Genomic DNA, 24,365 nt, shown 5'->3' with positions numbered 1-24,365 from the left:
CCGGCGCGCTCACAACTGCTTGAGGTACTGATCGAGCTCGAACTGGGTGACCTGCTCGCGGTAGGACGCCCACTCGGCCTGCTTGTTGCGCAGGAAGAAGTCGAAGACATGCTCGCCGAGAGTTTCGGCCACGAGCTCGGACTCCTCCATCTCGGTCAATGCGGCATCGAGCGAGCCCGGCAACGGTTTGATGCCCATGGCTCGCCGTTCGCGGTCGGTCAGGCCCCACACGTCGTCCTCGGCCTCGGGCGGAAGTTCATAGCCTTCGGCGATTCCTTTGAGGCCGGCGGCAAGGAGCACGGAGTAGGCGAGGTAGGGGTTGGCCGCCGAGTCAATAGACCGCACCTCGGCACGCACGCTCTGTTCTTTGCCTGGCTTGTGCATCGGCACTCGCACCATGGCGCTGCGGTTGTTGTGCCCCCAACAAACGTGGGCCGGCGCCTCCCCACCGCTCCAGATCCGCTTGTAGGAGTTGACCCATTGATTGGTGACCGCGCAGATCTCTCCGGCGTGCACCAGGAGGCCAGCGATGAACTGCCGCCCGGTCTTGGACAACTGGTACGGCGCGCCTGCCTCATAAAAGGCGTTGGAGTCTCCATCAAACAGCGACAGGTGGGTATGCATCGCCGAGCCTGGTTGCCCGAGTAGAGGTTTCGGCATGAAGGATGCGAAAACACCGCGTTCGAGCGCGGTCTCCTTGACGATCGCGCGGAAAGTCATGATGTTGTCCGCAGTCGACAAGGCATCGGCATAGCGCAGGTCGATTTCGTTCTGCCCAGGCCCGCCCTCGTGATGGCTGAACTCGACTGAGATTCCCATCTGCTCCAGACGGGTAATCGCGGCCCGCCGAAAGTCGTGCGCCGTCCCATACGGCACGTGGTCGAAGAAGCCGGCTTGGTCGACCGGCACAGGGGGCTGCCCGGGTTCTACGTCTGGCTTGAACAGGTAGAACTCGATCTCGGGGTGGGTGTAGAAGGTGAACCCCTGCTCGCTCGCGGTGTTCATCGCTCGGCCGAGGACGGTCCGCGGATCGGCGGGGCTCGGGGTCCCGTCAGGCATCCGGATATCGGCGAACATCCGTGCGGTGCTGGGACTTTCGCCCCGCCAGGGCAAAACCTGGAAGGTCGAGGCGTCCGGAAGAAGCAACATGTCGGCTTCAAAGACCCGAGCAAAACCCTCGATGGAGGACCCGTCGAAGCCGATGCCCTCCGCAAAGGCACCCTCGAGCTCGGCGGGGGCGATGGCTACCGACTTCAACGTGCCGAGCACATCGGTGAACCAGATGCGCACGAAGCGAATGTCTCGTTCTTCGATAGTGCGCAGGACAAACTCCTGTTGACGATCCATAGGTGAATCCTGCCGCATCATCGGCCAGGAGCACAGCAGCCCCGGACCAGTCGGTCCGGGGCTGCCCTACATGCTCACGTGATCGGAGCGGTCTTCCTACCGCTTACGCATCTCCCCAACCTTGGGGAACTGCACCGACACGGTCGTGCCGTCCTTGGTCTGGCCCTTCACCAGGATCTTGGTCCCGGTGCCGGCCACCTTGGTCGAGTGGTACTGGTTTGACTCATACCAGTACGCATTCGGGTTGGTGTCATCGAAGACCTTGACTCCGGGCTTGGACTTGATGTTCGCCGCGAGCCCGTTCTTGTGCAACGTGAAGGCATCGGTCTTCGTCGTGCCGAACGTGCTGTCGTAGGACTGCAGCGTCGTCGATGTGTCGGCCCCATCTGGCCACTTCATCGGCTTCGGGTTGGCATCAACGGGAATGACCTGACCACCGCCAGGGTGCTTTGCGACGTTGTTGTCCTTGTAGGCGTTGTTGACGTACCAGATCAGCAGACCGTCCTGGTAGGGGTAGTGCTCGACCACGTCCGGACGAGTGCTGGCGTAACCGCGGGAATACGGACCCGTCTGCAAGGTGGTGTCATATCCGCTGTAGCGCCGGTGCTCGGCCAAGTAGTAGTGCGTGAGCACCTCGGTGTGCGAGCCCGTCATCCGAATGAAGCCAGACGAGGTCCAGTCGGAAGCCTCGGACTCCACGTCATCGGTGGCCTTCGCGCCGTCGATGGTCACCGTAATGTCGTCCAGGAACGCGCCAGCCTCGTTGAGTCCGCTGTCGGTCTGGTAGAGGAACCGGAAGTCAATCTTCTTGCCGGCATAGGCCGACAGGTCAAAGGACACCTCGCTCCATTCCTTCTTCGCTCCGGTCACCGGCTCACCGATCGTGGTCCAGGTCTTTCCACCGTCGGTAGAGACCTGGCCGTAGAGGAAGTCATAGTCGGCTTCGATGTCGTACCACACGGCCGAACTCACGCTTGCGGCCTTCTTGCCAGTCAAGTCGATCGAGCGGGTGAGTTTGGCGTTGCGATTGTCGCTTCGCCCGGTCCACCACTCGTACTCACCTGACTTCGGCGTGTTGTAGTCAGTGGTGACCGACTTGTCTGGCAGGGAGACAGCCACTGCCTGTGGCTTCTTCGCGTCGTCCATGTCTGCTGGACCAAGATCGACCTTGCCCGAGTGGCCGTACTGCAACGTCTTCACGTCCGACCAGCCGAGCTGCAACTTCTCCCAGGCGCCCATATAACCCGGTGTCGTTCCCGTGGTGCCCTTGCCGTGTCCGAGCCACGAGCCGGAACTCATCAGTGTCCAGTAGCCCGTGCTGTTGCTCACTCCGGCGCCGGAGGTGTCATACAGGTCCGGCAGGCCGAGGTCGTGGGCGTACTCGTGCGCGAAGACGCCGAGCCCGCCATTCTCTGGCTCGGTGGTGTAGTCGCGGACCCACATCCCGGTGTCGCCAATCTGAACGCCGCCAGCCTTGTTGGCTCCGGGCCCAATCTCGCCGCCTCCCGTACCGACCGACCAGCGGTGGGACCAGATCGCGTCGTCGCCTAGCGTGCCGCCGCCTGCTTCTTCACCTTCACCGGAGTGAATGGCCTGGAAGTGGTCGATGTATCCGTCGGGCTCGTTGAAGTTGCCGTCCTCGTCGTAGTCGTAACGGTCCCAGACGTCGAACTGCTTGAGGTATTTCTTGATCTCGGCCTTGGACTTGCCAGCCTTGACCTGCGCCTTGTGCCAGGCCGTCAAGCTATCGCCGACGAATGCCCAGTAACGCTCCTGTTCCTCCGGCTCCCCACCCTTGTTGGAGCCGTAACGCGCACCGTTGTAGGGCACCGTGACCCAGTCGCTCACGTCGCCTTGGATGTGGTGGCGCCCCAGTGACTGCGCTTTGTAGAAGGTGCGCATCGACTCATCGGTGTCGCTGAACATCAGGTTCTTGTAGTGCTTGCGGTTGAAGTTCTTCTTCCAGTACTTCTCGTTGTCGTCCGTCGCCGTACCGTCGATCTTCTTGTCCGGCTTCGCGATCTTGTTGTGCACCGGGCCGGGGGTTCCGCCTTCGGCGGCTCGTGCCTTGGTCCCAAACTCGGCGAGCACCGTGAAGATGTTCGAGGTCTCGGTGGGCTCGTACTGGACATAACGCTTCTTCGCGCCGTTGTGCTTGGCACCACCATGTGCTGCTCGCTGAGCAGACGTCTGCTTGCCGTCATCGACCTCTAGCACGCGTACGCCGCCGATGGTCTTGGGCTTGATCTTGCCCTTAACGTAGTTATCGACTGCTGTCTGACGGACAAGACGCTGCTTGTCCTGCAACGGGTCCGGGTAGTCGTGCTTCTTGACGTGCTGTCCGTTGGCCTGCGGCGGACTTGCCGAGCCGTCGGAGTCGGGAACCGCGCCAGCCGATCCGGCAATGGTGGCTACCGACAGTGCCGTCACGGCACTACTCGCAGTCACCAGCGCAAGAAATCGTCGCGTCACTGGGATCTCCTTCGTGAGAGAGGACACTCACAGCCCTACGGGGCGCGAGCCGTTTGAAGTTTGACCCATGGGAGAACCGCGTTCACTCTGATCTCAGAAGAATTTAAGGTTTCTTTAACTTTGCGTGGAGCGGGGCGCGGCTCGCCACAGCACCAAGGCCGCAGCCAGACCGACCCCGCCGCAGGCAGCGACCCCGACTCCGAGCGTCCACACCGCAGTCAGCATCGCCACGGTCGCGGGACCGCCAACGGCACCCAAGTCGGACAGCACCCGCCAGATTCCGAGGAATTGAATTCGGCCACGGGCCGGCGAAAGGTCAGCTCCAAGGGTCATGACCATGCCGGATCCGATGCCGTTGGCGAAACCCAGAACACACGCGACCGCCGTGAAGGCGAGCGGGGCCGAGGTCAACGGAATCGCCAACAAGGCCAGGCCCATCAGCGTCATGGACGGGACAGTGACCCATCGGCGACCCCACACGTCCATCACCTTGCCCGCTGGATAGAAGACGAGCATGTCCACGGCGTTACTCACGCCGTACGCCAGGGAGGCGGCCGCCGCCGTCATCCCGATCTCGTCGGCCCACAGTGGGATGACGACCTGCCGCGCGGAGCGCACGACCGCGACCAGCACGATGCCCATGCCCACGGTCAGAAAGACTCGGCGGTGATCGCGCAAGATAGTCCAGGCTGATACCGATTCGTGGTGGCCCGCGCGCGCTTCAGACACAAGATCTGGCATCGCCATCGCGCACAGACCAGCAACGACCAGCGCGACCACGCAGACGGCGTACGCACCCCGCAGGTCCACAAAGTGAATGGCTGCGGCACCGATGAACGGACCGCCAAAGAACCCGATCCGCATGATGCCGCCCAGCGTGGATAACGCACGCGCACGGAAGGCGATCGGTACCGCATCCGTCAGATAGGTCTGCCGGGCAAGAAAGAAGACTGACTGAGCGGCACCGAGGAGGAGCGCACCGACTGCAAACACCACGAGGCCGGGCGCGAAGGCCGAGATCACCGCAGCAAGAACCCCGCACAGCGCGGCGCCGACGATGGCTTTTCGTTCGCCAAACCGGCTCGACAAGAAGGCCGCAGGCACGTTGAACAGCAGCGATCCGACTTGGATCAGGGTGACCAGGCCAGCCGCTACCGACAGGCTCGCTCCGAGGTCGCGCGCGACCAACGGCATGACCGGCAGGATCGCACCCTCGCCCAGGCCAAAGAACAAACTGGGTGCATAGGCGGGAATGGCGAGTCGTCGGAAGTCGAACGTCTCAGGAACCGCCACCGCGACAGGCTAGCGACTCACCTCAGATGGTCACGTCGAGGAGGTGCCTTCATTCCACTCGCGGTCTTCGGCATCCCACGCTTCAGTCTTCTGCTTTGCCGTCGCCAACGCGTTGCGGGCTGCGTCCTCGGTGTCGTACGGCCCCATCAAATCGGCCTTGGGGTCGGTCTCGCCGTCCTTCTGTACTTGGCCGTTCGTGAGGTTGTACCAATACGCCATGGGTGTCACCTTTCACTTCATGTGGCTGAGCCCGTACAGCAAACACCCTAAAGCCACGGCGGCTCAGCGACGCTAGGCCGTCACGACTTCGACGCCGCATTGACCGATGTCCCGCCGGACATCAGTGGGCAGGCCCTCGTCCGTGACGAGCACATCGATATCCGAAAGGTCGGCATAGGTGAACACCGATGACCGGGTGAACTTCGTGTGGTCGGCGAGTAACACTCGGCGCTCGGCGGCCGCGATCATGGCTCGTTTCACTGCCGCCTCAGAATCGTCCGGCGTCGACAGTCCGTGCTTCACCGAACACGCATTCGTCCCGAGGAAGGCAACGTCGACGCGCACCTCGGCAAGGGCTCGAAGCGCCCAATGATCGACCTCCGCCATCGTGGTGGGGCGTACCCGTCCACCCACTGTGTGCACTGATACCAACGGAAACCCAAGAAGGGATAACGCGATAGGCAGGGCATTGGTGACGACCGTGACCTGCGCGGTCTGCGGAAAAGCGTCCGCGAGCGCCGCAACGGTCGAACCGGCATCGAGGAGCACCGCGCCCTGGTCGGGCACCAAAGCTGCCGCGGCTTCAGCGATCCGACGCTTCTCCTCAGATTGGACTGTCCGCTCGCTCACGTCCGGCTCATAGGACAGGGACTCCACCGGAAGAGCACCACCGTGTACTCGACGGAGCAGGCCCCGCGACTCAAGCATCACCAGATCTTTGCGTACGGTCTCGTGCGTCACACCGAGGTCGTTGGCGAGATCGACGGCACGTACCTGTCCGGCCGAGCGCAGCATGCGCACGATCCCGGATCTGCGCTGAGCCGCCGACCGGAGATCGCCGCCGTGGTGATCGGTCACCACCGAATGACGACTTTGATCTGCTCGCCACTTATCGCGTCCCGAAAAGCCTGCGCTGCCTCCGCTTCCGGGCGTTCGGAGGTGACTATGCGGTCGGCGGGGACCGCCCCTGACTGCAGCAGTTCGATTGCAGCGCGGACGTCTTGCGCGACATACGTCGCGCTTCCCTGCAGGCGAATCTGCTCATCCTGGACGATTGGCAACGGCACGACGAGGTCGTCGGTGGGTACGCCCACGATCGCGACGGTTCCGCCCTTACGGGCCAACTCCACGCCCTGGGCCACCGTGGGGGTGATCGCCACGCAGTCGAACACCACATCCGCGCTTTCGCCGAGAGCCGCACGTATCTGGGCGGTCGCGTGTGGCGCCGCCGCGTCGACGACTGCGTCCGCTCCCAGTTCCGCTGCGAGCGCGCGCTTGGCTGCAAGTGGGTCGGTCAGCACAACCCGCCGCGCGCCCGCTGCACGTGCGGCCGCGAGCGTGAGGAGGCCGATGGTTCCGCCACCGATGATCGCCACGCTGCGCCCCTCCAACGGTCCGGCGATTCGGACGGCATGGACTGGCGTCGACAGTGGTTCGATCAGCGCTGCGGTGTGATCGTCGAGCTCGTCCGGGACGTGGTGCAAGCGCCTAGCCGCAATGGTGAACAGTTGCGCCATTCCACCCTGCTCGTGGCCGCAGCCGAAGAACTTGAGGTTCTCGCAGAGATTCTCATCCCCGCCCCGGCACTGCTTGCAATCCCAGCAGGGCAGTGTCGGCTCGACCGTCACGCGCTGCCCGGGAGAAAAGTCGGTGACCTGCTCCCCCACCGCGTCCACGATGCCCAGGACCTCATGCCCGGGCGCATAGGGCAGCGGGACATGTGGGTGGCGTCCGTGCTGAGCGTGGGTGTCCGACCCGCAGACTCCCACGAGCACCGTACGGACCCGTACCTCCTGTGGGCCGGGTTCGGGCATGGTCGCCTGCTCGGTCACTACCTCGCCGTGGCGATCGACCACAATCCGCCGAATGTCAGCCATGGATGTCCCTCTTCTCTCGTGGATGCTGCTCTAGTCGATGCTGCGTGGGGGCGTGCCGGTGGCGATGACCTGGGTTTTCAGACCTTGACCGGAGCGCACCGCCTCGAGGGCACTGCGGTATTCCTCGAGGGCAAACTCTGCGGTGATGATGCGGCGGGGATCAAGGGCGCCATGACTGAGTAGGTCGACAGCACGCTCAAAACTGTTCCGCACCGACATCGATCCGGCAATGGTGATCTCATGCTGATAGACGCGATGAGGATCAATCTCGACGCGAGTTCCGGTGTGCGGCACGCCAAATTGCAAGTACGTGCCGCCCTTGGCGACCCGAGACAGCCCGTCCTCGATGGCCGCCGCAACTCCGGTGCAATCAATGACCGTGTCCCAATCGCGACGATCAGCCTCATCCGACGACGCCACGGCTAGATCTGCACCGGTCAGGGACTCCACGCCGAGCCGGCGCTCAGCGCGCGGCTCGACCACGGTGACGGAAGCCGCTCCCGAGGTACGCGCCATGCCAGCGATCAGAACACCCATCGTGCCCGCCCCATAGATCAGGTAGTGCTCAGAGGGTCGGCGTGGGAGTGCGTCCATGCCGCTGATCGCGCAGGCCAACGGCTCCACCAGGGCGAAGTCCTCCAGACGTGCCGCCTCGGGAATGCGCACGCAATTCCCTTGTGGCGCAACGGCATACTGTGCGGCGCCGCCATCAGCGGTCACACCGATCGCTGCCCAGTTGTCGCAGAGATTGCTTCGCCCTTGCCGACAGTAGCGGCAAGCATGGCACGGCAATGACGGATCGACCGCGACACGATCTCCCTCCGTGATGAACGAGACGTCGGCGCCGAGAGCTACCACCACTCCGGCGAACTCGTGCCCGGGCACGATCGGGAAGCGTGGCGCGAACTCACCGTCGAAGATGTGCAGATCAGTGCCGCACACTCCGCACGCGGCAACCTCGACGACAACTTCACCCGACCCTGGAGTTGGGTCCGGAATCGACTCAATCGAGATATTCCCCGGTGTGGTGACAACAGCCGCCTTCATGGGTTCACCTTCTGTCGTGGAGTGGGGCCGACTGTGAGGACTCGCACCTCGGCATCGTCGCGGAGGCCGGGTCGCTCGTCGACCGTGGTCGGCGAGAGGCAGGCAGACCTGCCCCATCGCACCGCTCGAGCGAGTCGTTCCTCCGTCGCGCCGCCATCAGCGAACCAGCCGGCCAGCAGTGCATCGCCAGCGCCGGCTGTGTTGATGGGCTGGAGCGCGGGAGCGCTGCCGAACAGCACCCGCTCGCCGTCGGCATACAGCGCCCCATCGGCCCCGAGGGTGACCAGGAGCCGGGTGCCGTGATCCACAGCGAGCGCGTGCGCGGCGTCGGCTAGCTCAGTCGGCGTTGCCGAGGCCGCCACCGCGGAACTCACCGCGCCAAGTTCGGCTTGGTTCGGAGCGGCCAAGTCCACACCCTCCTGCAGCGCCACACGTAGTGCGTCTCCGGAAAGGTCCACCGCACAACTGAATTCGTGGCGGCGCGCCAAGCGTACGAGCTCGCGCACCAGCTCTGACGTGGCACCTGGTGGAAGAGAGCCGCACACCACCAGCCACGACCGCCGGCCAGTGGCACCAGTGTCACTCAGGGCCTGGTCGACTTCCGATAGAAGGCGCTCCTGCTCATGCTCTTCAAGGACGCCGCCGGAACCGTTGACCTTGCTGACACTCTGGTCGGCGGCTAGTACCGAGGTATTGATCCGCGTCCAGGCCCCCTGCGCTGCGGCCCGGTAGGCCACCCCGTCCGCATCCAGAAGATCGACCAGGCACCGTCCGGTGGCCCCGCCAACCGGGAGAACCGCGACCGTCGGCACGCCCACCGCGGTCAATGCGCGCGAGACGTTGATGCCTTTGCCACTCGCCTCCAAGGTCGACGATTGCGCTCGGCGCAGGTCGGCGTCTTCTCCGCCATCCACGCCCATCGTGTACGTCAGGTCCAAGCCAGGATTGGCCGTCACCGTGATGATCGATGCGGGTGCGTTGTCCTCGCTCACCGTGCGGCCATCCCGATAATGCTCAGGAGGCGCGCTACCTCGGCGGCCATGGCTTCTCGACCCGGCAGAAGATACTTGCGCGGATCGACGATCGACTCATCGTGGCCCAGTGTCTGACGAACCGCCCCCGTGAAGGCGATATTGAGGGCGGTGCCGACATTGATCTTCACCATGCCTGCCCGCACTGCCGCGGCGAGCGTCTCGTCGGGCACTCCTGAGGATCCGTGCAGTACGAGTGGGACGGGCAACGCTGCCGCGAGCCGTCCAATGAGGTCAAGGTCGAGTGTCGCCGTACGGTCCAGCATCGCGTGGGAACTGCCCACCGCGACGGCGAGCGCGTTCACGCCTGTGGCCCGGACGAACTCAACGGCTTCGGCCGGATCGGTGCGCACCCCGGGCGCGTGTGCTCCGTCCTTTCCGCCGATCTTGCCGAGCTCAGCTTCGATCCAGATGTCGTGCTCGGCACCCCAGCTAGCGGCCTCGCGAGTGGTGGCAACGTTTTCGCGGTACTCGAGGGTGGACCCGTCGTACATCACCGAACTGATGCCCGTTCCTGCTGCTTGGTGCAGCAAGGACTCGTCCTGGATGTGATCCAGGTGCACGGCCAGGCTGGCCCGTGACTCCTGGGCGAGCGTGGCGACCGCAGCGGTCAAGGGCCGTAGCCGACCGCCGTGAAAGCGGATCGCATTCTCACTAATTTGCAGAATCGCGGGCTGTTGCGCCTCGCGCGCTCCGTCGGCAATGGCTTCGGCGTGCTCGAGGGTGATCACGTTGAAGGCACCGACGCCCTGACCCGCAGCGCGAGCGGTGTCGATGATCTCAGCGGTCGTGACGAGGGCCATCAAAGGCTCCTTCTCGGTAATGTCCAGAAGATTCGACAGGCAAATTCATGACGCGTCTCAGCCCTCGGCGACGGGAAAGTCGCTCGGGCGGGCGTACGTCCCGGCCGCCAGGCCAGCCATGAGAGCGGCGCCTCTCGCGCCCGCTTCGGTCACCGCGACCCGGTCCACTGGCCCGAATGCGGCGCGCTTGGCGGCCATGAGTGCCGCGCTGTTCGACCATCCCCCTGTGACCACGAGACGACCGCGCGGACCGGCCGCCCGACTGATGGTCTCGCTCAGCGCGTGAGCCTGATCGGTCACGGTGCGGATGGCAGCCGACCAGACATCCGCGGGCTCTTGAGAACCGGCGATCACCACCTCGTCTCCGGACGCGCCGACCTGAATGCTGGTGGGTGATGAACCCCGCCCGTTCGCCTCGACGTCAAGAGCCGCCATCTGTTCCCGAGCGACGCCGAGCCGCTGCATGACTGTCTGCAGTGTCAACCCGCCCTCGGTGGCACCTAAGACACTCCACCGGTCGGCGACCACGTGCCACCCGACGGTGACGCCCGCGCCGGTGAGAGCATCCAATGCGGCCTCCGTCAGGTCCGGCGGAATGGTGCGCACCAATGCCTCGGCCGTTCCACAGGAGTCGAGTTCGGCGTGATCGCTCGTCGCACCCACACCGACGGCGGCCGCTTGATGGTCGTGCCCGGCGACAGTCAGGACGGCGCCCCGAAGTTGCGACACAGGGTGGTCGACCCCGATAGTGCCAGCGGGAGTTCCGGCCGGGACCACGTCAGCCAAGATGCTTGGGGTCGCGCCAGACCATTCCACGGCCTCGGGCCACAGTTGCTTCGAGCGCAACCCAAGCCAGCCCGTGCGCGAAGCGAGCGACAACTCGGTGCCTGGATTTCCGCCGAGACCACGCACCACCCACTCGGCGATGGCGTATCTGCGGGCCGCCGTTCGTACCTGCGGAAGGTGGTCGACCATCCACCGGTGCTTGGTCAGGCTCCATTGAGTCCACACCGGCAGGCCCGTCATCTGGCTGAACGATCTCCCGCCGAGTTGAGCCACCAGGTCGTCGAGTTGCGCAACGTCACGCCGGTCGTGCCAGGCAATCACGGGAGCCAGGACCCTCCCGTCGCGATCGACCAGGACACCAGCCTCAGCCATGCTCGCCACACCCACCGCGACGATCCTGGCGTCTGGCACGTGGTTAACCGCCAGTTCCAGCGCTTCGTGGCTCGCGCTCAGGATCGCGGCGGCATCAGCCTCGACGCCATCGGGGGTGCGAATCCACTGCGTCGGTCGACGGCTGTGGGCGACCTCCACGCCGGCGGCGTCCACCAACGCCACCTTGACTGAGGAGGTTCCGACGTCAAGCCCGGCGAGTAACTCCTGCATTCGCACGCATCCTGTGTTGGATCTGGTTGGATTTACTTGGATATCATCGTGGCGCGGCAAGCGCCGCGTCAAGCCGCACCTTGTACTCTCACCGGATGCCGACCTCCACCCCCATCCGACCGGGGCGCGTGAGCCCGCTCCGAACGGTCCCGGATCGCATCACTCGACCGCCCTACGTCGGCCTCGACGAGCCGCCCGCACCGCGCCTGCCTGACGTCAAAGACGCCGAGACCATTGACAAGATGCGCATCGCTGGGCGCCTTGCAGCCCAGGCCCTTCGGGCTGCTGGCGATGCGGCAGTCCCGGGAGTCACTACCGACCATCTCGACCGGGTCGGCCACGAATTTCTGCTGGACCATGGCGCCTATCCCTCCACGCTGGGATACCGCGGCTTTCCCAAGTCGCTGTGCGCATCCGTCAACGAGGTCGTCTGCCACGGCATCCCAGATGACCGGCCGCTGCAGGACGGCGACATCGTCAAAATCGACATCACCGCATTCATCAACGGCGTCCACGGCGACAACTGCGCCACCTTCATCGTCGGCGAGGCCGAACCGCAGGTCACCGAGTTGGTCGAGCGCACCAAGCAGGCCATGCTTCGGGGAATCAAGGCCGCGATGCCCGGGCGGCAGGTCAACATCATTGGCCGCGTTATCGAGTCCTATGCACGCCGCTTCGGCTACGGCGTCGTCCGCGACTACACCGGGCACGGCATTGGCGACGCCTTTCACTCCGGCCTGGTGATCCCGCACTACGACGCGGCGCCCCTCTACACCGACGTCATCGAACCAGGCATGACGTTTACCGTCGAGCCGATGCTCAACCTCGGAACACCAGAGTGGGATCTGTGGGATGACGGCTGGACCGCGGTCACCAAAGACCGTCAATGGTCAGCTCAGTTCGAAAACACCATTCTCATCACCGAATCCGGTCCTGAGATTCTGACCCAACCCTGACGTACGCTCGCCGCAGCCTGCTTGTTTCGTGAAGGAGTCACCCATGGCCAGCACACCACACCGTCCGCTCGGCATCGATGTTGGCGGAACCGGCATCAAGGGCGCGCCGGTCAATCTCGAGAAGGGCGATTTTGCTGACGAGCGGCTGCGCATCCCCACTCCGGAAAACTCCACACCGGATGCGGTGGCCGGGGTCATCGAGGAGATCGTCGATAACTTTGCCGATCAGATTGGCGACGAGGCCATCGGGATCACCATTCCCGGCGTGGTGCAAAACGGTGTTGTGCGCACCGCCGCCAACATCGACAGGTCGTGGCTGGATTACCCCATCGAGGACACGCTAGAACAGCGTCTCGGTCGCGATGTCACGGTCTTGAATGACGCCGACGCTGCCGGGATCGGCGAATGGCACTATGGCGCTGCGGCCGACCTCACGGAGGGCTTGGTGATCGTCACGACACTCGGAACCGGCATCGGGAGCGCCATGATTCATCATGGGGTACTCCAGCCGAACACCGAGTTCGGGCATTTGGAGTTGGACGGCGAGAACGCCGAGAAGCGCGCCGCCAATAGCGCGCGGGAGCGGGAGGACCTCTCTTTCAAGGAGTGGTCCAAGCGCCTTGAGCGCTACTACCAGCACCTGGAGTTCCTGCTCTGGCCCGACCTGTTCGTCGTGGGCGGCGGAGTGTCAAAGAAGTCCGGAAAGTTCTTGCCACGCTTGGACATTCGTACGCCCATCGTTCCGGCCCAGTTGCTCAATGCGGCCGGCATCGTGGGCGCAGCACGCGAGGCGCACGACCGAGCGGCCGGCAAGGGCGCCGTACGCCCCTAGGTTAAGCCCGCCGTGCCGCGCGGGCTGACCGCAACGCCTGCATCGTGCCCTTGGGGTTGGCGGCCGCGGACTTCAGCGCGGGTACGCCCTTCTTGAGTCCACGCCGCACCATCGGCAACGCCTTGGCGAATGCTGGATAGAACGGGGACAGCGGCTTGTCCCAGGTTCCGATCAGTCGATCCTCATGCTTGGCGAACTGCCGCTTGAAGTCCGAAATCCCATCGTTGAGAAGGCCATTGAAGTCATATCGATGCACGCCTTGCGCCTTGACATGGGTCATGGCATGGAACTTCAGCCCGTAGTTGAGGCGCAACTTCATGCCCCGCTGGTTCACTCCGCCGTAAAGCTCGAACGCGGTCGTATCTGACACCACCAACCAGACGAATGCGACCACCTCTTGGCCCTCCCAGGCCGCCAGAAGTTGGGATCGGTCGCCGAGCAAGTCGCGAATCGCAGCGTGGTAGTCATCGCTATGCACAGCGAAGTCGGCGCGACGTGCCGTCTCTCGGTTGATTGCGAGGATCTGGTCGAGGTCAGCCTGCTCCGTCACTAGCCCAAAGCGCACGTTCTCAGCACGAAAAGACTTTCGGACGTTTTGCCGAGTTGAGGACCCGAGACCCTTCATCAACTCATCCTCGTCTGGCGTGAGATCGACGATGAGGGTGCTGGGGATCAAGCCCGTGTTGTTCGACCGAGCGAAACCCACATCGGCAAGCCCTTTGAGCCAGCCGGTCGGCCCGACCGAGAGCCCGGACTCGGTGAGCTGACCTGCGTCTTTCTTCGGCATCGGCGAAAAAGGCTCGGCCCAATCGGGTTCGATCGATAGCGCGACCGAACCGTGCTCGGCCTTGACATGCGCAGACAGCGCCGCCAGGACCCGGGCACGATCACCTTCTGCGGCCTGCGGGCCGCGCGGAACATAGGCAAGGTTTTTAAGCGGAGTCGGCAGCCTGCGAAGCAGCACCTGCGCCGAACCGACGATCTCGGCCCCGTCGCGCACAAAGTAGCGATGCGCGGTCCAGTCGTAACGTGCTTTGAGCTCCCCCCAACCCCACAACTGCAGTGGGTGCCCACCAGCGGAATTGACCTCGGCATCCCACGCAGTCGGGTCCAGGCAGGGCTCAACGCTCAGACTCATACGGGCCAGGCTAACGAGGGGCCGGACTAGTCCAACTCGTGAGGGTCGCCGTCCGCGCCATCGAGCACCGGGATGCCACCCTCGCGACCGAATCCACCGAGGTGGGTGAGATACATCTGTCGTCCAGTGGTCGAGAGCAGCGCGTCGTGGATCGGGATGATGCTCCGCGTCGGCGCGATCCGCCTGACGAACTCAAGGGTTTCGCGAATCGCCGCCCACGGCGCATTGATCGGCACCGCCAGGTAGTCGACCTCACCAGGTTCGCCGTCCAAGGCGTCGCCGGGGTGAAACAGGCGAGTGCCATCGGCCTGAAAGAGCAGGCCAACGTTGGGTACGCCAGGAACGTACGGATGGATGTGGGCGTGGTCCTTCCCCACTGGTGTAATGGTCAGGCCCCCGACCTGGAAGGTCTCCCCCGCGCGAGTCACGGTCGCCGCCACATTTCGCTCGGCCAGCTGCGTCGCGGTGCCAGGATCGACGTACAACGACACACCCGACTCCGCGACCAGCGCGCACACCCAGTCGATGCTGACGTGATCGGGATGCTGGTGGGTGACCAGCACGGCGTCGAGTTCCCCGAGATCCTCCAACTGCGAAAATGCGCCAGGGTCGACCAGGACTCGAGTGTCGCCGGTCTCGAGCACTAGGCAGGAATGTCCGCGATGGGTGAACCTCATGATCTGCACGCTACGCGACGCGACCAGACATCTGGCCTAGGATCACGGCCGTGAAGTTCCTCCATGAGCAGCGGCCGACGCACGACCTGACGTACAGCGATGTCTTTATGGTGCCGGCCCGTTCGTCGGTGACCAGCCGCCTCGACGTTGACCTCACCACCCCCGACCAGGTGGGCACGACGATCCCCTTGGTCGTGGCCAATATGACGGCCATCAGCGGTCGGCGGATGGCCGAGACCGTCGCGCGCCGCGGCGGCATCGCCATCCTCCCCCAGGACATTCCCGTACATGCAGTGCGCGAAACGATCGACTACGTCAAGCAACGCCACACGATCTTTGAGACTCCGGTGACCATTGGCCCGGACGCGCCGGTGTCCCAGGCCCTTGCTCTGATCGGTAAGCGCGCGCACCGGCTGATCGTCGTTGTCGATGCCGAACTTCAGGTGCACGGTGTCGTGACCGAGCGCGCCTGCCAGGGGGTCGACCGCTTCGCCACCGTCGCTGACGTCATGACCACTGACCTGGTGACCGCCCAGGCGGATGCTGCGCTCGCCGAGACGTACGACCGGCTTGAGCATCAGCACGTGGATGTTGCTGTCGTCACGGCTGATCACGGCAAGCTCGCAGGAGTGTTGACTCGCAAGGGGATTCTGCGTTCGGCGATCTATCAGCCGGCTGTGGACGACCACGGTCGGCTGCGCATCGGCGTGGCGATTGGCATCAACGGCGATGTCCGCACCAAGGCCGAGACGATGCTCGATGCCGGAGCCGACGTCCTGGTCGTCGACACCGCCCACGGCCACCAAGACAAGATGGTTGAGGCGCTTCGGACCGTCGCGGCGGCGCGGGACGTGCAGGCAAAGGAGCACGGTCGGTACGTCCCGATCGCGGCCGGAAACGTGGTCTCGGCGGAGGGCGTACGCGACCTCCTAGCCGCTGGCGCCGACATCGCCAAGGTCGGTGTCGGCCCGGGTGCGATGTGCACCACGCGCATGATGACCGGGGTCGGCCGCCCACAGTTCTCCGCCGTGCTCGAGTGCTCCGAAGCCGCGCTTGACCTCGGCGGCCAGGTCTGGGCCGATGGCGGAGTGAAGTATCCCCGCGATGTCGCCCTCGCCCTCGCAGCGGGTGCTGGGAACGTCATGGTCGGCTCGTGGTTTGCGGGCACCTGGGAGAGCCCCGGCGACCTCAACCGCGATGCGTCTGGCCGGCAGTTCAAGGAGTCCTTCGGGATGGCGTCGGCGCGCGCGGTGAGTCAGCGCACGCAGAGTCAGACCGCCTACGAGCGAGCCCGCAGCGCTCTCTTCGAGGAAGGCATCTCCTCATCCAAGATGTACCTGGACCCACAGCGCCCGGGTGTTGAGGACCTGGTCGACACCATCGTCGCGGGGGTGCGTTCCAGCTTCACCTATGCCGGAGCGCGCTCCATCGAGGAGTTCCGCGATCGAGCGACCGTCGGAGTGCAGAGTGCCAGCGGGTACGACGAGGGTCGGCCTCGCGAAACCTCCTGGTAACGCTCAGGATTAGGACATCGGCGTCAACGGCGCCAGAGAGTTACCCGCTCGGATCCGCCCGCAGTCCGACGGCGCCTTCTTGCCCGCAAACCGGTCGCTGATCCACGGCAGCGCAGTGGCATACCAGGGAACCGCGCCCGCGACGTGACTCAGCAGGGTGTATTCGTCGTACTTCACCGCTGGGGTTCCTTCCGTGCAGTATTTACGCGCCAGGCTGCGGACGTCTCCGGCCACCATCACCGCGTCGCCGGCGCCAATGCCGGGTTTCGTTCCACTGGTGCCTTCGAAGAAGCCTCCAGCACCCTGGCCCATAAAGGTCGGGATGGTGGGTGAGCCCGCCTGGCCCATGTTGACCTTGTTCACCGCCTCGACAAAGGGCGGCACCGAGCGCGGGTCGGCATACTGCGGCTTGACCATGTCCTTCCATTTCAGGCCGGGGTACTGACCTAGGGCGTTGACGATGCTCGCTTTGTCCAACTTCGCAAAGACCTTGCGGCCGTAGTCATTGAGGTACGGCCCAAAGTCAATGTCGTAGGCCCGGGCGACGCCGATAATGGCCATCGGCGCGACACCAGCCCATACGAGGCTGCCGCCGACATACTCAAGATTGCGCGCGGGGTTGACCAGTACGCCACCTGAGGCGACACCGACCAGACGCTTGTTGACCTCTGGTGCGTAGGTCGGGGCCAACTGAGCGGCCCAATTGCTGGCGATCGCGCCCCCGGAGTAGCCCGCGAGCGCCACCTTGGTGGACTGGTTCAGGCCGGTGTCTTTCGTCGCTACAGACGCTGCACGGATCGAATCCAGCGTGGTCTGGCCGTATTCGGGACCGGCGGCGAAGTTTGCCGTCGGGCCCTCGGTGTCTGGTATCAGCACCGTGTAGCCCTTTAGCAGCATCGGCGCAATCATCGTCGTCTCGAAGTTCGCGATCGCCCCACCGATGCTGACGTTGCCAGCAATGGCACGCGACGGGCTGTGGTCGACGTCCAGGGAGTCATAGACCGATCCGTACGAAACCGCCCTAGTGCCATCACCCACAGCCGACCGCACGACAGACGTGGTGTTGGCCACGGCTTCACCCCGTGCGTTGGTCGTGCGATAAAGCAACTGCACTGCCTTCAGCGGTGTTGGGATGCCGGCGATCCGGTACGAGATCGTGCGGGTCTTCAACACCGCGCCGGGTTCATAGTCGGCCAAGGGCTTGGCGCCGTCGTAGGTGAAGAAGTCGTCTGCGGCACTCGCCGGTGGAGCACTGATCAGCGCCGAGACCAGGGCCACGCCCATGAGTGAGGTACCCCAGCGCGCCGTCTTTTTCACCATCATGATCACCTTTCGCGAGGTCGTCATCCGACCTTCCGTTACCGAAAGTTACCAATAAGTAGCCGTGCTGTGGGTCGAATGCGCCGATCGACCTTCGGACCGCAATCATCGACTTTGGGATGCTGTGGCGAGCGCTGGCGCCGCCCTAGGCTTTCGCCATGACGACGCCCCAGGTCCCCGCCGATGGCATTGACCTCGGGCAGAGCAAGGCCGACCGCGCGTGGACTTACGTCATTTTTGGGGGCGGCGGGTTGCTGGTCCTCCTGGTCGCACCACTGCTCTCCGACTGGCTCGCGTCGATTCCCGTGGTGCCGTTCAAGGGCGTCCTGGAGTGGGTCGGATCCTTCGACCAGACGTGGGCCTGGATCGCTCGACCAGTGATGGGGCTGATCCTTGGGCTGGTGGTTGCCGTCCTAGCCGTCGCTGATGAGCGCCACCTGATTGTCTCTCACGACACCGTCGTGATTGTCCACGACCAAGACCGCCGTACCCTGCGGCGCGACCAGATCGTCGGCATTCACCGAGACGGCAAGAAAGTCACCATCGACGGCGACAGCGGTCGGGTCCTGTTCGACCATCGTGTGGAAGCGCCCAAGGATGCGGTGCGTGCGGCGTTCGTGGATCGCGGATATCCCTACGAGTCCGACTAGCTGGCTCGAGGCCGATGGGTGTGGATGAGTCGGTCGATACGCCGGGTTCTGTTCTCCGGTGCCGTTACCGGCGCCGAAGCGGCGACCATCCATCTCGCACGACCGTTGCCGGCCGCCTCTAGCGGTCTACCCGCATGCTCGGGCGAGCAGCCCTCAAGCACATGCTGTCTGACCTTGCTCCGGGTGGGGTTTGCCTAGCCGCTCCAGTCGCCTGGCGCGCTGGTGGTCTCTTACACCACCGTTTCACCCTTACCTCCGACCGAAATCGAAGGCGGTTTCCTTTCTGTGGCACTGTCCCGCGGATCACTCCGGGTGGCCGTTAGCCATCACCCTGCTCTGAGGAGCCCGGACGTTCCTCGACGCTCTCGCGCCGCGGCCGCCTGACCGACTCATCCACCAGTGGACCATGCTAGTCGGGTGCAGCCTGTGACTGATGTCCCCACCGCCTCACCCATCGATCGCGCCTGGACCCAGGAGGCTGTGCGACGCCTGATGGCCGACGCAAACCGTACGGCCGACACGCACCTGCGCGCTGTCCCGCTGCCCCGCGGCTGGGCGGTCGACCTCTACCTCAAGGACGAGTCGACCCACCCGACCGGGAGCCTCAAACACCGGCTCGCGCGGTCGCTGTTTCTCTACGCCATCTGCAACGGGTGGATCGGCCCAGGCACCACCGTCACCGAGGCGTCGTCGGGCTCAACGGCGATCAGCGAGGCGCACATGGCCCGATTACTGGGGTTGCCGTTCATCGCTGTCATGTCGAAAACCACTAGCCCCGAGAAGATCTCGCTGATCGAGTCCGAAGGCGGAGTGTGTCACCTGGTCGATGACCCCGCCGCTGTCTACGACGTCGCCCGGCAACTCGCCGAGGATCATCACGGGCACTACATGGACCAGTTCACCTACGCCGAGCGCGCGACCGACTGGCGGGGCAACAACAACATCGCCGAGTCGATCTTCGAGCAGATGAGCCTGGAGCGACACCCGATCCCAGAGTGGGTGGTGGTCGGTGCGGGCACCGGTGGCACCAGCGCAACCATCGGGCGGTTCGCCCGCTATCGCGGAATCGACTCCAGGCTGGCCGTCGTCGATCCGGAGGGATCGGCCTTCCTACGGTCCTTTGCCGGACAAGGGACCGGCGGCCGCGGCTCACGCATCGAGGGCATCGGTCGTCCGCGCGTCGAGCCCTCGTTCAACCCCGCGATCGTCGACCGGATGCTCGGCGTTCCTGATGCAGCCTCGATCGCCGCCATGCGATTCCTCAAGCGCCGCACCGGAATCCAGGCCGGTGCCTCTACCGGGACGAACCTGTATGGCGCACTTCTGCTCGCGTGCGAGATGCGAGCCGCTGGGCGCGCGGGGAGCATTGTGACGTTGGTGTGCGACCACGCCGAGCGCTACTGCGAGACGTACGAATGCGACGACTGGTTGCGCGAGCACGGCCTAGATCTGGAGCCCTACGAGCGCGTCCTCAAGCAGGCCTGGGATGACGGGGTCTGGACTGGGTGACGGTCGCAGGTCTCAGAAGGGCGGCAGATCAGCGCCGGGGCGGATTTCGCTCCGCTGACGACGGTCGAGCGTAGCGGGGTCCGGGTTGGTGAGTGCTCGGTGAAGGGCAGCCATCTCGCGGCTGATGGGAAGCGGGTCACGCGCCTCGTCGCGCCAGGTCGCGATGAGTTGGTCGGTACCTGAAGGTGCTGGTCGTCGCGCAGCCCCGAGGTCCGATCGGTGATCGGGTGGATGGTCAGTGAGCCGACGGCCGGTGAGAGTTCGCCAGTGCACGGCACCGCCGGGATCTTGTAAACAGGTCCACCATCGGCGGGTCTTAGCGTGATGATGTCCCCGGTGAAGCGCCTTGAGGTTGTCACGGTGCGTGGCGCCGTCCCGAGGTTCAACTGTGCCGGGGACCCACGAGATGGTGTGATCTAGATCTGACTCACGCGCGGGCAGCTCGCATCCAGGTGCGCGGCAGGTGCCGTCCCGCGCGACGAGCAACTCGCGCATCGCCTGACTGGGGCGGTAGGTGCGCTCCGCATCGACCACCGCGCCGGTCACCGCGTCAGTCACCAGACGCCGCCAGGTTGACCCAGACGCCAGGGCGACGCGTCGCACTTGTTCCGGTGTCAGGAACCCCAGTCCGGGCACCTCGCCAAGGCTCTCGCCGGAACCGGCGCCGTCGGCAAGCGGGAGGATCGCCTCGATCGGGACGTACACGTTCAGTCGCGCCGACGGTGCCGACCCCAGAAGCGCGTCGCCGGGTACCTGACCGTGGATGAGCAAATCGGTCGCGATATCCGAGCGCAACTGGTCCAGAGTCCGCTCGTCGCCACCGGAGCGCGCGGCCCGTGCCAGTCGATCGATTCGACTGGTCGCAGCGAACGCCCGATCACGCTCAGCGGAGATCCACGTGATGGCCATCCCGAAGTTTCCGAGCTCGGTCCGCATCTCACGCCCGGCCACAGCCTCAGTGGCCAACCGGTCACCCAACCCACGAGTCGACTCGACTCGGGTCAACTCTGCACGGAGGCGGCGGCGAAAGGTGCCCTGAGACAACGGAAATCCAGCCTCCGCTGCTGCGGCAATCTCGCCGTGCAGACTCTCCGGGTCTATCGGATCGGTTGCAGCCTTACCGAGTGGACGCAGCGCCGCACGAGCGATCCGGTCTGCCGTCAGCGGATCCAGGTGACGGGTCTCCTTCACCACGGTGATCACCCGATAGGCGCAAGTCGTGCCTGAGGCCAGTCGCTCGCGCAGGTAGCCCCCACGAGCAGGTGTCGCCGCCGCGAGCGCCACCCGGTCCCGGCACTGCGAAAGCGAGCGGCCGGTGAGCACTTGCACCTCTAGCGCGGCCGCGCGCCGCGCCTCGGCGCGCCGGGTGCGCGCACTCGACCGAGGCTCGCGCTCCCCCAGGTCGATCACCGGATCCTGCTCGATCGCGTGGACGAGACGACGGGTGCCCTCGATCTCCATCGACTCCGCCCATCCCGACACTGCCTGCGCCGCAGAGATCAAGTCGCCTGCGGACTCCAAGTCGGTCTCCGGGTCTGCATCGATGGTCCCCAACAGCTTGACCGCTCGCATCAACTCTCGTGCGACGTGGTCGGGAACACCCTGCAGCGACAACGTCGGCGGCGTCGCCGTGCTCGCGTCGTTTGCCATGTGCCCAACACCTCCCCGGATTCTGCCTTCGAACGACTCGACTCTGATCTTGTTGAATCGATCATACGTTCGAGCACCGACAAGGGTCTCGACAAGCTCGACCGGCGTGGGGGTGGCCCGACCGGCGTGGGGGTGAGGCTCGACCGGCGGGAGGAGGCTCGACCGGCGGGAGGAGGCTCGACCGGCGTGGGGGTGAGGCTCGACCGGCGTGGAGGTGGGCTCGACCGGCGTGGAGGTGGGCCCGACCGGCGTGCGGGCTGATCGACCGGAGGCCTACTGCTCGTCTGGGTCCTCGGTGAGCAGGAAGGACCGGAGCGCGGTGAGGTGGTCGGTATTGAGGACGTCGACGCCTGCCGCGATCTCTTCACGCCACACTGCAGTTCGCGCCGCCTCGTCCGTATCGGGCGTGGCCCAGAGCCTCACTTGGTAGCCGTCCGCGTGCAGCCCGCTGACGATGTCGTGAAGGAGCCGCCGCTGGTCCCCCGGCATCGGACCTACCCCGCGCCAGGTGAAGAACTTCGACCAGTTCTCACTCACCAACGGAATCTGCTCCGCGTTCGCTCCCGCCGGGAGGGCATCAATGCGGCCATCGAACCCAAACCACCGCGTATCCCGTTGCGGAACAACGCGATTCGCGAGCTCGCCCGACAACACCGCTGTCACCGGCCGGGTCTTGCGTCGCCCCTTGCGCCAGACCGTCACGAGGTCTGGGTATGCCGACAACTGCTGCTGAAGGACGCCGTACGCCTCGTCGCCATCGGACTTCACATCGATCAGCAGCCGTAGCGATCCACCCCAGTGGTCATAAGTCGAGTGCCCAGCGCGGCGCACGCGAGCGCGCAACGGCTCAAGATAAAGCGAGCGGAGCGTACGCGTCAGGTCCGGGCCGTCGTGCCCGATGTAGAGCTCGCCGTCGACCAGCCAGACGTCTGCCTCGACCGAGGTGAATCCGTTCGCCAGCGCGTCGCCCAGCGGTCGGTCGTGCTCGTAGTCGTTGTGGGCGTGGGCACGTTCCAGTGGCTGCGGAGCGGAAGCGTCGGCGGCGCGCGCGGTGGACATACCCACGAACGGTACGGCCAGCGCGCCTGTGGCACCGAGAACAGCAGTACGTCGACTGATCGAAGTCATGGCACGCAGCCTGGCAGGAGCAGGCTGCCTGGATGAGATATCGCGATGAACAGTTGCCTACGGCTCACGCGAGGGAGAACTCGACCTTGCGCGCCTTGATGTCTGCGCTCACTACCGTGACGCCGACTTGCGAACCAAGCTCAGCGTCACCCTGACAGACCGCGATGACAGGTATCTCGGTGAGCTGGACTAGAACGTCGTCGTCGCCGCGCTCATCTACGACGACCGCGTCAAAGGTGTTCCCCACCTGGTCGCTCAGCAATGCTGCCTCGACCGCATCGACACAACCGCGCTCGGCCGCTCCGGCCAGGGTGTCGCTGGACTTCATGATGTCCGGCAGGTCTGCAAGCGCCTCCCGCGCCCACGCCGGAATCTCAGTCCCGCTGCTGACCGCCTCGCAGATCACCAAACCGAATCGGTCGACGAGCCGCCGCAAGGGCGCGGTGACGTGCGCATACGGGGCTGCCACCGCTGCTTGCTCGGTGTGCTTGGGCACCTCTCCGTCAAAGGGTGTGTAACCCGCCCCCCGGAACAGGGCTGTCGCCGAATAGATCAGCGCCAGGTGGGATCCGTTGTCCCGGTCGAGCGAGCGAAGAAGGTCGCCGTAGGTTTGCCCCTTCTGCCATTCGACTCCAAGGGCTTGTGCTTGACGCCGGAACGTCGCCAGCGCCTTCTCGTCGGGCGCTGGCATGGTCCGCAGGATGCCGACTTTGGCCCGCAACATCAGATCGGCCGCGGCCATTCCCGTCATAAGGGAGATTTGCGCGTTCCAGTCCTCGCTGGGCACCGGCGGCCTCAACTGCATTTGGTAGTGGCCGTCCTCCACGGTCACTTCCTGGTCCGGCATGGGCAAGTTGGCTCCACCACGACTGCGCTCTAAGGCAATTCGCTTCTCACCGATCTCCTGCAGCAGCACCACACCTTCCGGAGCGGTGCCGGCGTCCACATCGCTCTGCACCTGCTGGTAGTCATACCGCTGCACGCTCTTGACCTGGGCGCGATAGACCTCAAAGGCACTGACCTCACCCGCAGCATCGAGCCGGAAATCCCAGACGTATGCCGAGCGAACCTGATCGGGCAACAGACTGACGGCGTCCTCGCTGAGGACGGCTGGGTGCAGCGGTATGCGCGCATCGGGGAAATAGATCGTCTGCCCGCGACGTCGGACCTCGGCATCAAGCGCGCCTCCCGGTCGGACATATGCCGGGACGTCGGCGATGGCATACCGCACCCGGTAGCCCTCGCCGTCACGTTCCAAAAACATGGCCTGGTCCAGGTCCATCGACCCCGACGGGTCGATCGTGAAGAACGGCACGCCCGTCTCATCACGGTCCGGCAGCGGGACATCCCCAATCGCTTGCTCGGCTTCCCGCACCGCATCCGCTGGGTAGTCCGCTGCCAGCTTTAGCTCATCGCGGAGGCTGTGAAAGGCCGACTCCAACGGTCCCTTGTGATCGGATACATCTGTGCTGGCCTGCGGGGTACGGAGTCGGCGCTGTCGCATGAGCCCACC

The 24,365-nt window shown here is 64.9% G+C and carries 21 protein-coding genes and 1 other RNA gene; 5 read left to right on the top strand and 17 right to left on the bottom strand.

Going from position 1 to position 24,365, the window contains the following annotated elements; all coding sequences use genetic code 11:
• Window positions 1-9 precede the first annotated feature (9 nt).
• The 10 genes from F562_RS0101610 to F562_RS17655 all read right to left on the bottom strand — a co-directional run bounded on the left by F562_RS0101610 (window position 10) and on the right by F562_RS17655 (window position 11,478).
• Window positions 10-1,347: a glutamine synthetase family protein gene (locus tag F562_RS0101610; RefSeq protein ID WP_018155169.1), complete on the bottom strand. Its 1,338-nt coding sequence runs from the start codon at window positions 1,345-1,347 to the stop codon at window positions 10-12.
• Between the two features lie 96 nt (window positions 1,348-1,443).
• Window positions 1,444-3,819: an immune inhibitor A domain-containing protein gene (locus F562_RS0101605; RefSeq protein ID WP_018155168.1), complete on the bottom strand. Its 2,376-nt coding sequence runs from the start codon at window positions 3,817-3,819 to the stop codon at window positions 1,444-1,446.
• Between the two features lie 114 nt (window positions 3,820-3,933).
• Window positions 3,934-5,112 carry an MFS transporter gene (locus F562_RS0101600; protein WP_018155167.1) on the bottom strand — a complete coding sequence of 393 codons (1,179 nt, stop codon included), beginning with the start codon at window positions 5,110-5,112 and terminating at the stop codon, window positions 3,934-3,936.
• Window positions 5,113-5,142: 30 nt separating this feature from the next.
• Window positions 5,143-5,331 carry a hypothetical protein gene (locus F562_RS0101595; protein ID WP_018155166.1) on the bottom strand — a complete coding sequence of 63 codons (189 nt, stop codon included), beginning with the start codon at window positions 5,329-5,331 and terminating at the stop codon, window positions 5,143-5,145.
• Between the two features lie 72 nt (window positions 5,332-5,403).
• The gene (locus F562_RS0101590; protein WP_026180918.1) at window positions 5,404-6,189 is read right to left on the bottom strand and encodes a DeoR/GlpR family DNA-binding transcription regulator; all 786 of its coding nucleotides are present in this window, start codon (window positions 6,187-6,189) and stop codon (window positions 5,404-5,406) included.
• Window positions 6,186-7,208 carry a zinc-dependent alcohol dehydrogenase gene (locus F562_RS0101585; RefSeq protein ID WP_018155164.1) on the bottom strand — a complete coding sequence of 341 codons (1,023 nt, stop codon included), beginning with the start codon at window positions 7,206-7,208 and terminating at the stop codon, window positions 6,186-6,188. Before F562_RS0101585 ends, F562_RS0101590 begins: the two co-directional genes overlap by 4 nt.
• A 30-nt stretch (window positions 7,209-7,238) precedes the next feature.
• Window positions 7,239-8,255: a zinc-dependent alcohol dehydrogenase family protein gene (locus tag F562_RS0101580; RefSeq protein ID WP_018155163.1), complete on the bottom strand. Its 1,017-nt coding sequence runs from the start codon at window positions 8,253-8,255 to the stop codon at window positions 7,239-7,241.
• Window positions 8,252-9,247, bottom strand: a complete 996-nt coding sequence (locus tag F562_RS17660; protein WP_018155162.1) for a 1-phosphofructokinase family hexose kinase — start codon at window positions 9,245-9,247, stop codon at window positions 8,252-8,254. Before F562_RS17660 ends, F562_RS0101580 begins: the two co-directional genes overlap by 4 nt.
• Window positions 9,244-10,089, bottom strand: a complete 846-nt coding sequence (locus F562_RS0101570; RefSeq protein ID WP_018155161.1) for a class II fructose-bisphosphate aldolase — start codon at window positions 10,087-10,089, stop codon at window positions 9,244-9,246. The genes F562_RS17660 and F562_RS0101570 overlap by 4 nt, the downstream gene beginning before the upstream one ends.
• Window positions 10,090-10,146: 57 nt before the next feature.
• A complete protein-coding gene (locus F562_RS17655) occupies window positions 10,147-11,478 on the bottom strand; it encodes an FGGY-family carbohydrate kinase (protein WP_018155160.1) in 1,332 nt (443 codons plus the stop codon).
• Window positions 11,479-11,573: 95 nt separating this feature from the next.
• Here F562_RS17655 and map point away from each other — a divergent pair, with 95 nt between their 5' ends.
• Window positions 11,574-12,434: a type I methionyl aminopeptidase gene (gene map / locus F562_RS0101560; protein WP_018155159.1), complete on the top strand. Its 861-nt coding sequence runs from the start codon at window positions 11,574-11,576 to the stop codon at window positions 12,432-12,434.
• A 43-nt stretch (window positions 12,435-12,477) separates the two neighbouring features.
• Window positions 12,478-13,266 (top strand): polyphosphate--glucose phosphotransferase, encoded by a 789-nt coding sequence (gene ppgK, locus F562_RS0101555; RefSeq protein WP_018155158.1) that lies wholly within the window; start codon window positions 12,478-12,480, stop codon window positions 13,264-13,266.
• A gap of 1 nt (window position 13,267) precedes the next feature.
• Here the strand turns inward: ppgK and F562_RS0101550 are convergent, their stop codons facing one another.
• Together F562_RS0101550 and F562_RS0101545 are read right to left on the bottom strand one after the other, a co-directional pair.
• A complete protein-coding gene (locus tag F562_RS0101550; RefSeq protein ID WP_018155157.1) occupies window positions 13,268-14,404 on the bottom strand; it encodes a lipid II:glycine glycyltransferase FemX in 1,137 nt (378 codons plus the stop codon).
• A 26-nt stretch (window positions 14,405-14,430) separates the two neighbouring features.
• Window positions 14,431-15,081, bottom strand: coding sequence for an MBL fold metallo-hydrolase (locus F562_RS0101545; protein WP_026180917.1), 651 nt, complete (start codon window positions 15,079-15,081; stop codon window positions 14,431-14,433).
• Window positions 15,082-15,131: 50 nt separating this feature from the next.
• Here F562_RS0101545 and F562_RS0101540 point away from each other — a divergent pair, with 50 nt between their 5' ends.
• Complete coding sequence (locus tag F562_RS0101540; protein WP_018155155.1) at window positions 15,132-16,595, top strand: GuaB1 family IMP dehydrogenase-related protein; 1,464 nt, start codon at window positions 15,132-15,134, stop codon at window positions 16,593-16,595.
• A 9-nt stretch (window positions 16,596-16,604) separates the two neighbouring features.
• Here the strand turns inward: F562_RS0101540 and F562_RS0101535 are convergent, their stop codons facing one another.
• Window positions 16,605-17,942: a lipase family protein gene (locus tag F562_RS0101535; protein ID WP_018155154.1), complete on the bottom strand. Its 1,338-nt coding sequence runs from the start codon at window positions 17,940-17,942 to the stop codon at window positions 16,605-16,607.
• 131 nt (window positions 17,943-18,073) lie between these two features.
• Between F562_RS0101535 and F562_RS0101530 the strand changes: the two genes are divergently transcribed.
• Window positions 18,074-18,565 (top strand): YqeB family protein, encoded by a 492-nt coding sequence (locus tag F562_RS0101530; RefSeq protein ID WP_018155153.1) that lies wholly within the window; start codon window positions 18,074-18,076, stop codon window positions 18,563-18,565.
• 21 nt (window positions 18,566-18,586) lie between these two features.
• Here F562_RS0101530 and rnpB read toward each other — a convergent pair.
• Window positions 18,587-18,957, bottom strand: an RNA gene (gene rnpB / locus F562_RS19980) — RNase P RNA component class A.
• A gap of 25 nt (window positions 18,958-18,982) precedes the next feature.
• Between rnpB and F562_RS0101525 the strand changes: the two genes are divergently transcribed.
• The gene (locus F562_RS0101525; protein WP_018155152.1) at window positions 18,983-20,074 is read left to right on the top strand and encodes a PLP-dependent cysteine synthase family protein; all 1,092 of its coding nucleotides are present in this window, start codon (window positions 18,983-18,985) and stop codon (window positions 20,072-20,074) included.
• A gap of 12 nt (window positions 20,075-20,086) precedes the next feature.
• Here the strand turns inward: F562_RS0101525 and F562_RS19965 are convergent, their stop codons facing one another.
• The 3 genes from F562_RS19965 to F562_RS0101505 form a co-directional block, all read right to left on the bottom strand.
• The gene (locus F562_RS19965) at window positions 20,087-21,724 is read right to left on the bottom strand and encodes an HNH endonuclease signature motif containing protein (protein ID WP_018155151.1); all 1,638 of its coding nucleotides are present in this window, start codon (window positions 21,722-21,724) and stop codon (window positions 20,087-20,089) included.
• Between the two features lie 273 nt (window positions 21,725-21,997).
• Entirely contained in the window at window positions 21,998-22,852 is an 855-nt protein-coding gene (locus tag F562_RS0101510) for a phosphatidylinositol-specific phospholipase C/glycerophosphodiester phosphodiesterase family protein (protein WP_026180914.1), read from the bottom strand.
• A 64-nt stretch (window positions 22,853-22,916) separates the two neighbouring features.
• Window positions 22,917-24,356, bottom strand: a complete 1,440-nt coding sequence (locus F562_RS0101505) for an RNB domain-containing ribonuclease (RefSeq protein ID WP_018155148.1) — start codon at window positions 24,354-24,356, stop codon at window positions 22,917-22,919.
• Window positions 24,357-24,365: the final 9 nt, after the last annotated feature.

Source organism: Demetria terragena DSM 11295 (assembly GCF_000376825.1).
Lineage (GTDB): Bacteria > Actinomycetota > Actinomycetes > Actinomycetales > Dermatophilaceae > Demetria > Demetria terragena.
This window is presented reverse-complemented; position numbering and strand designations above follow the sequence as displayed.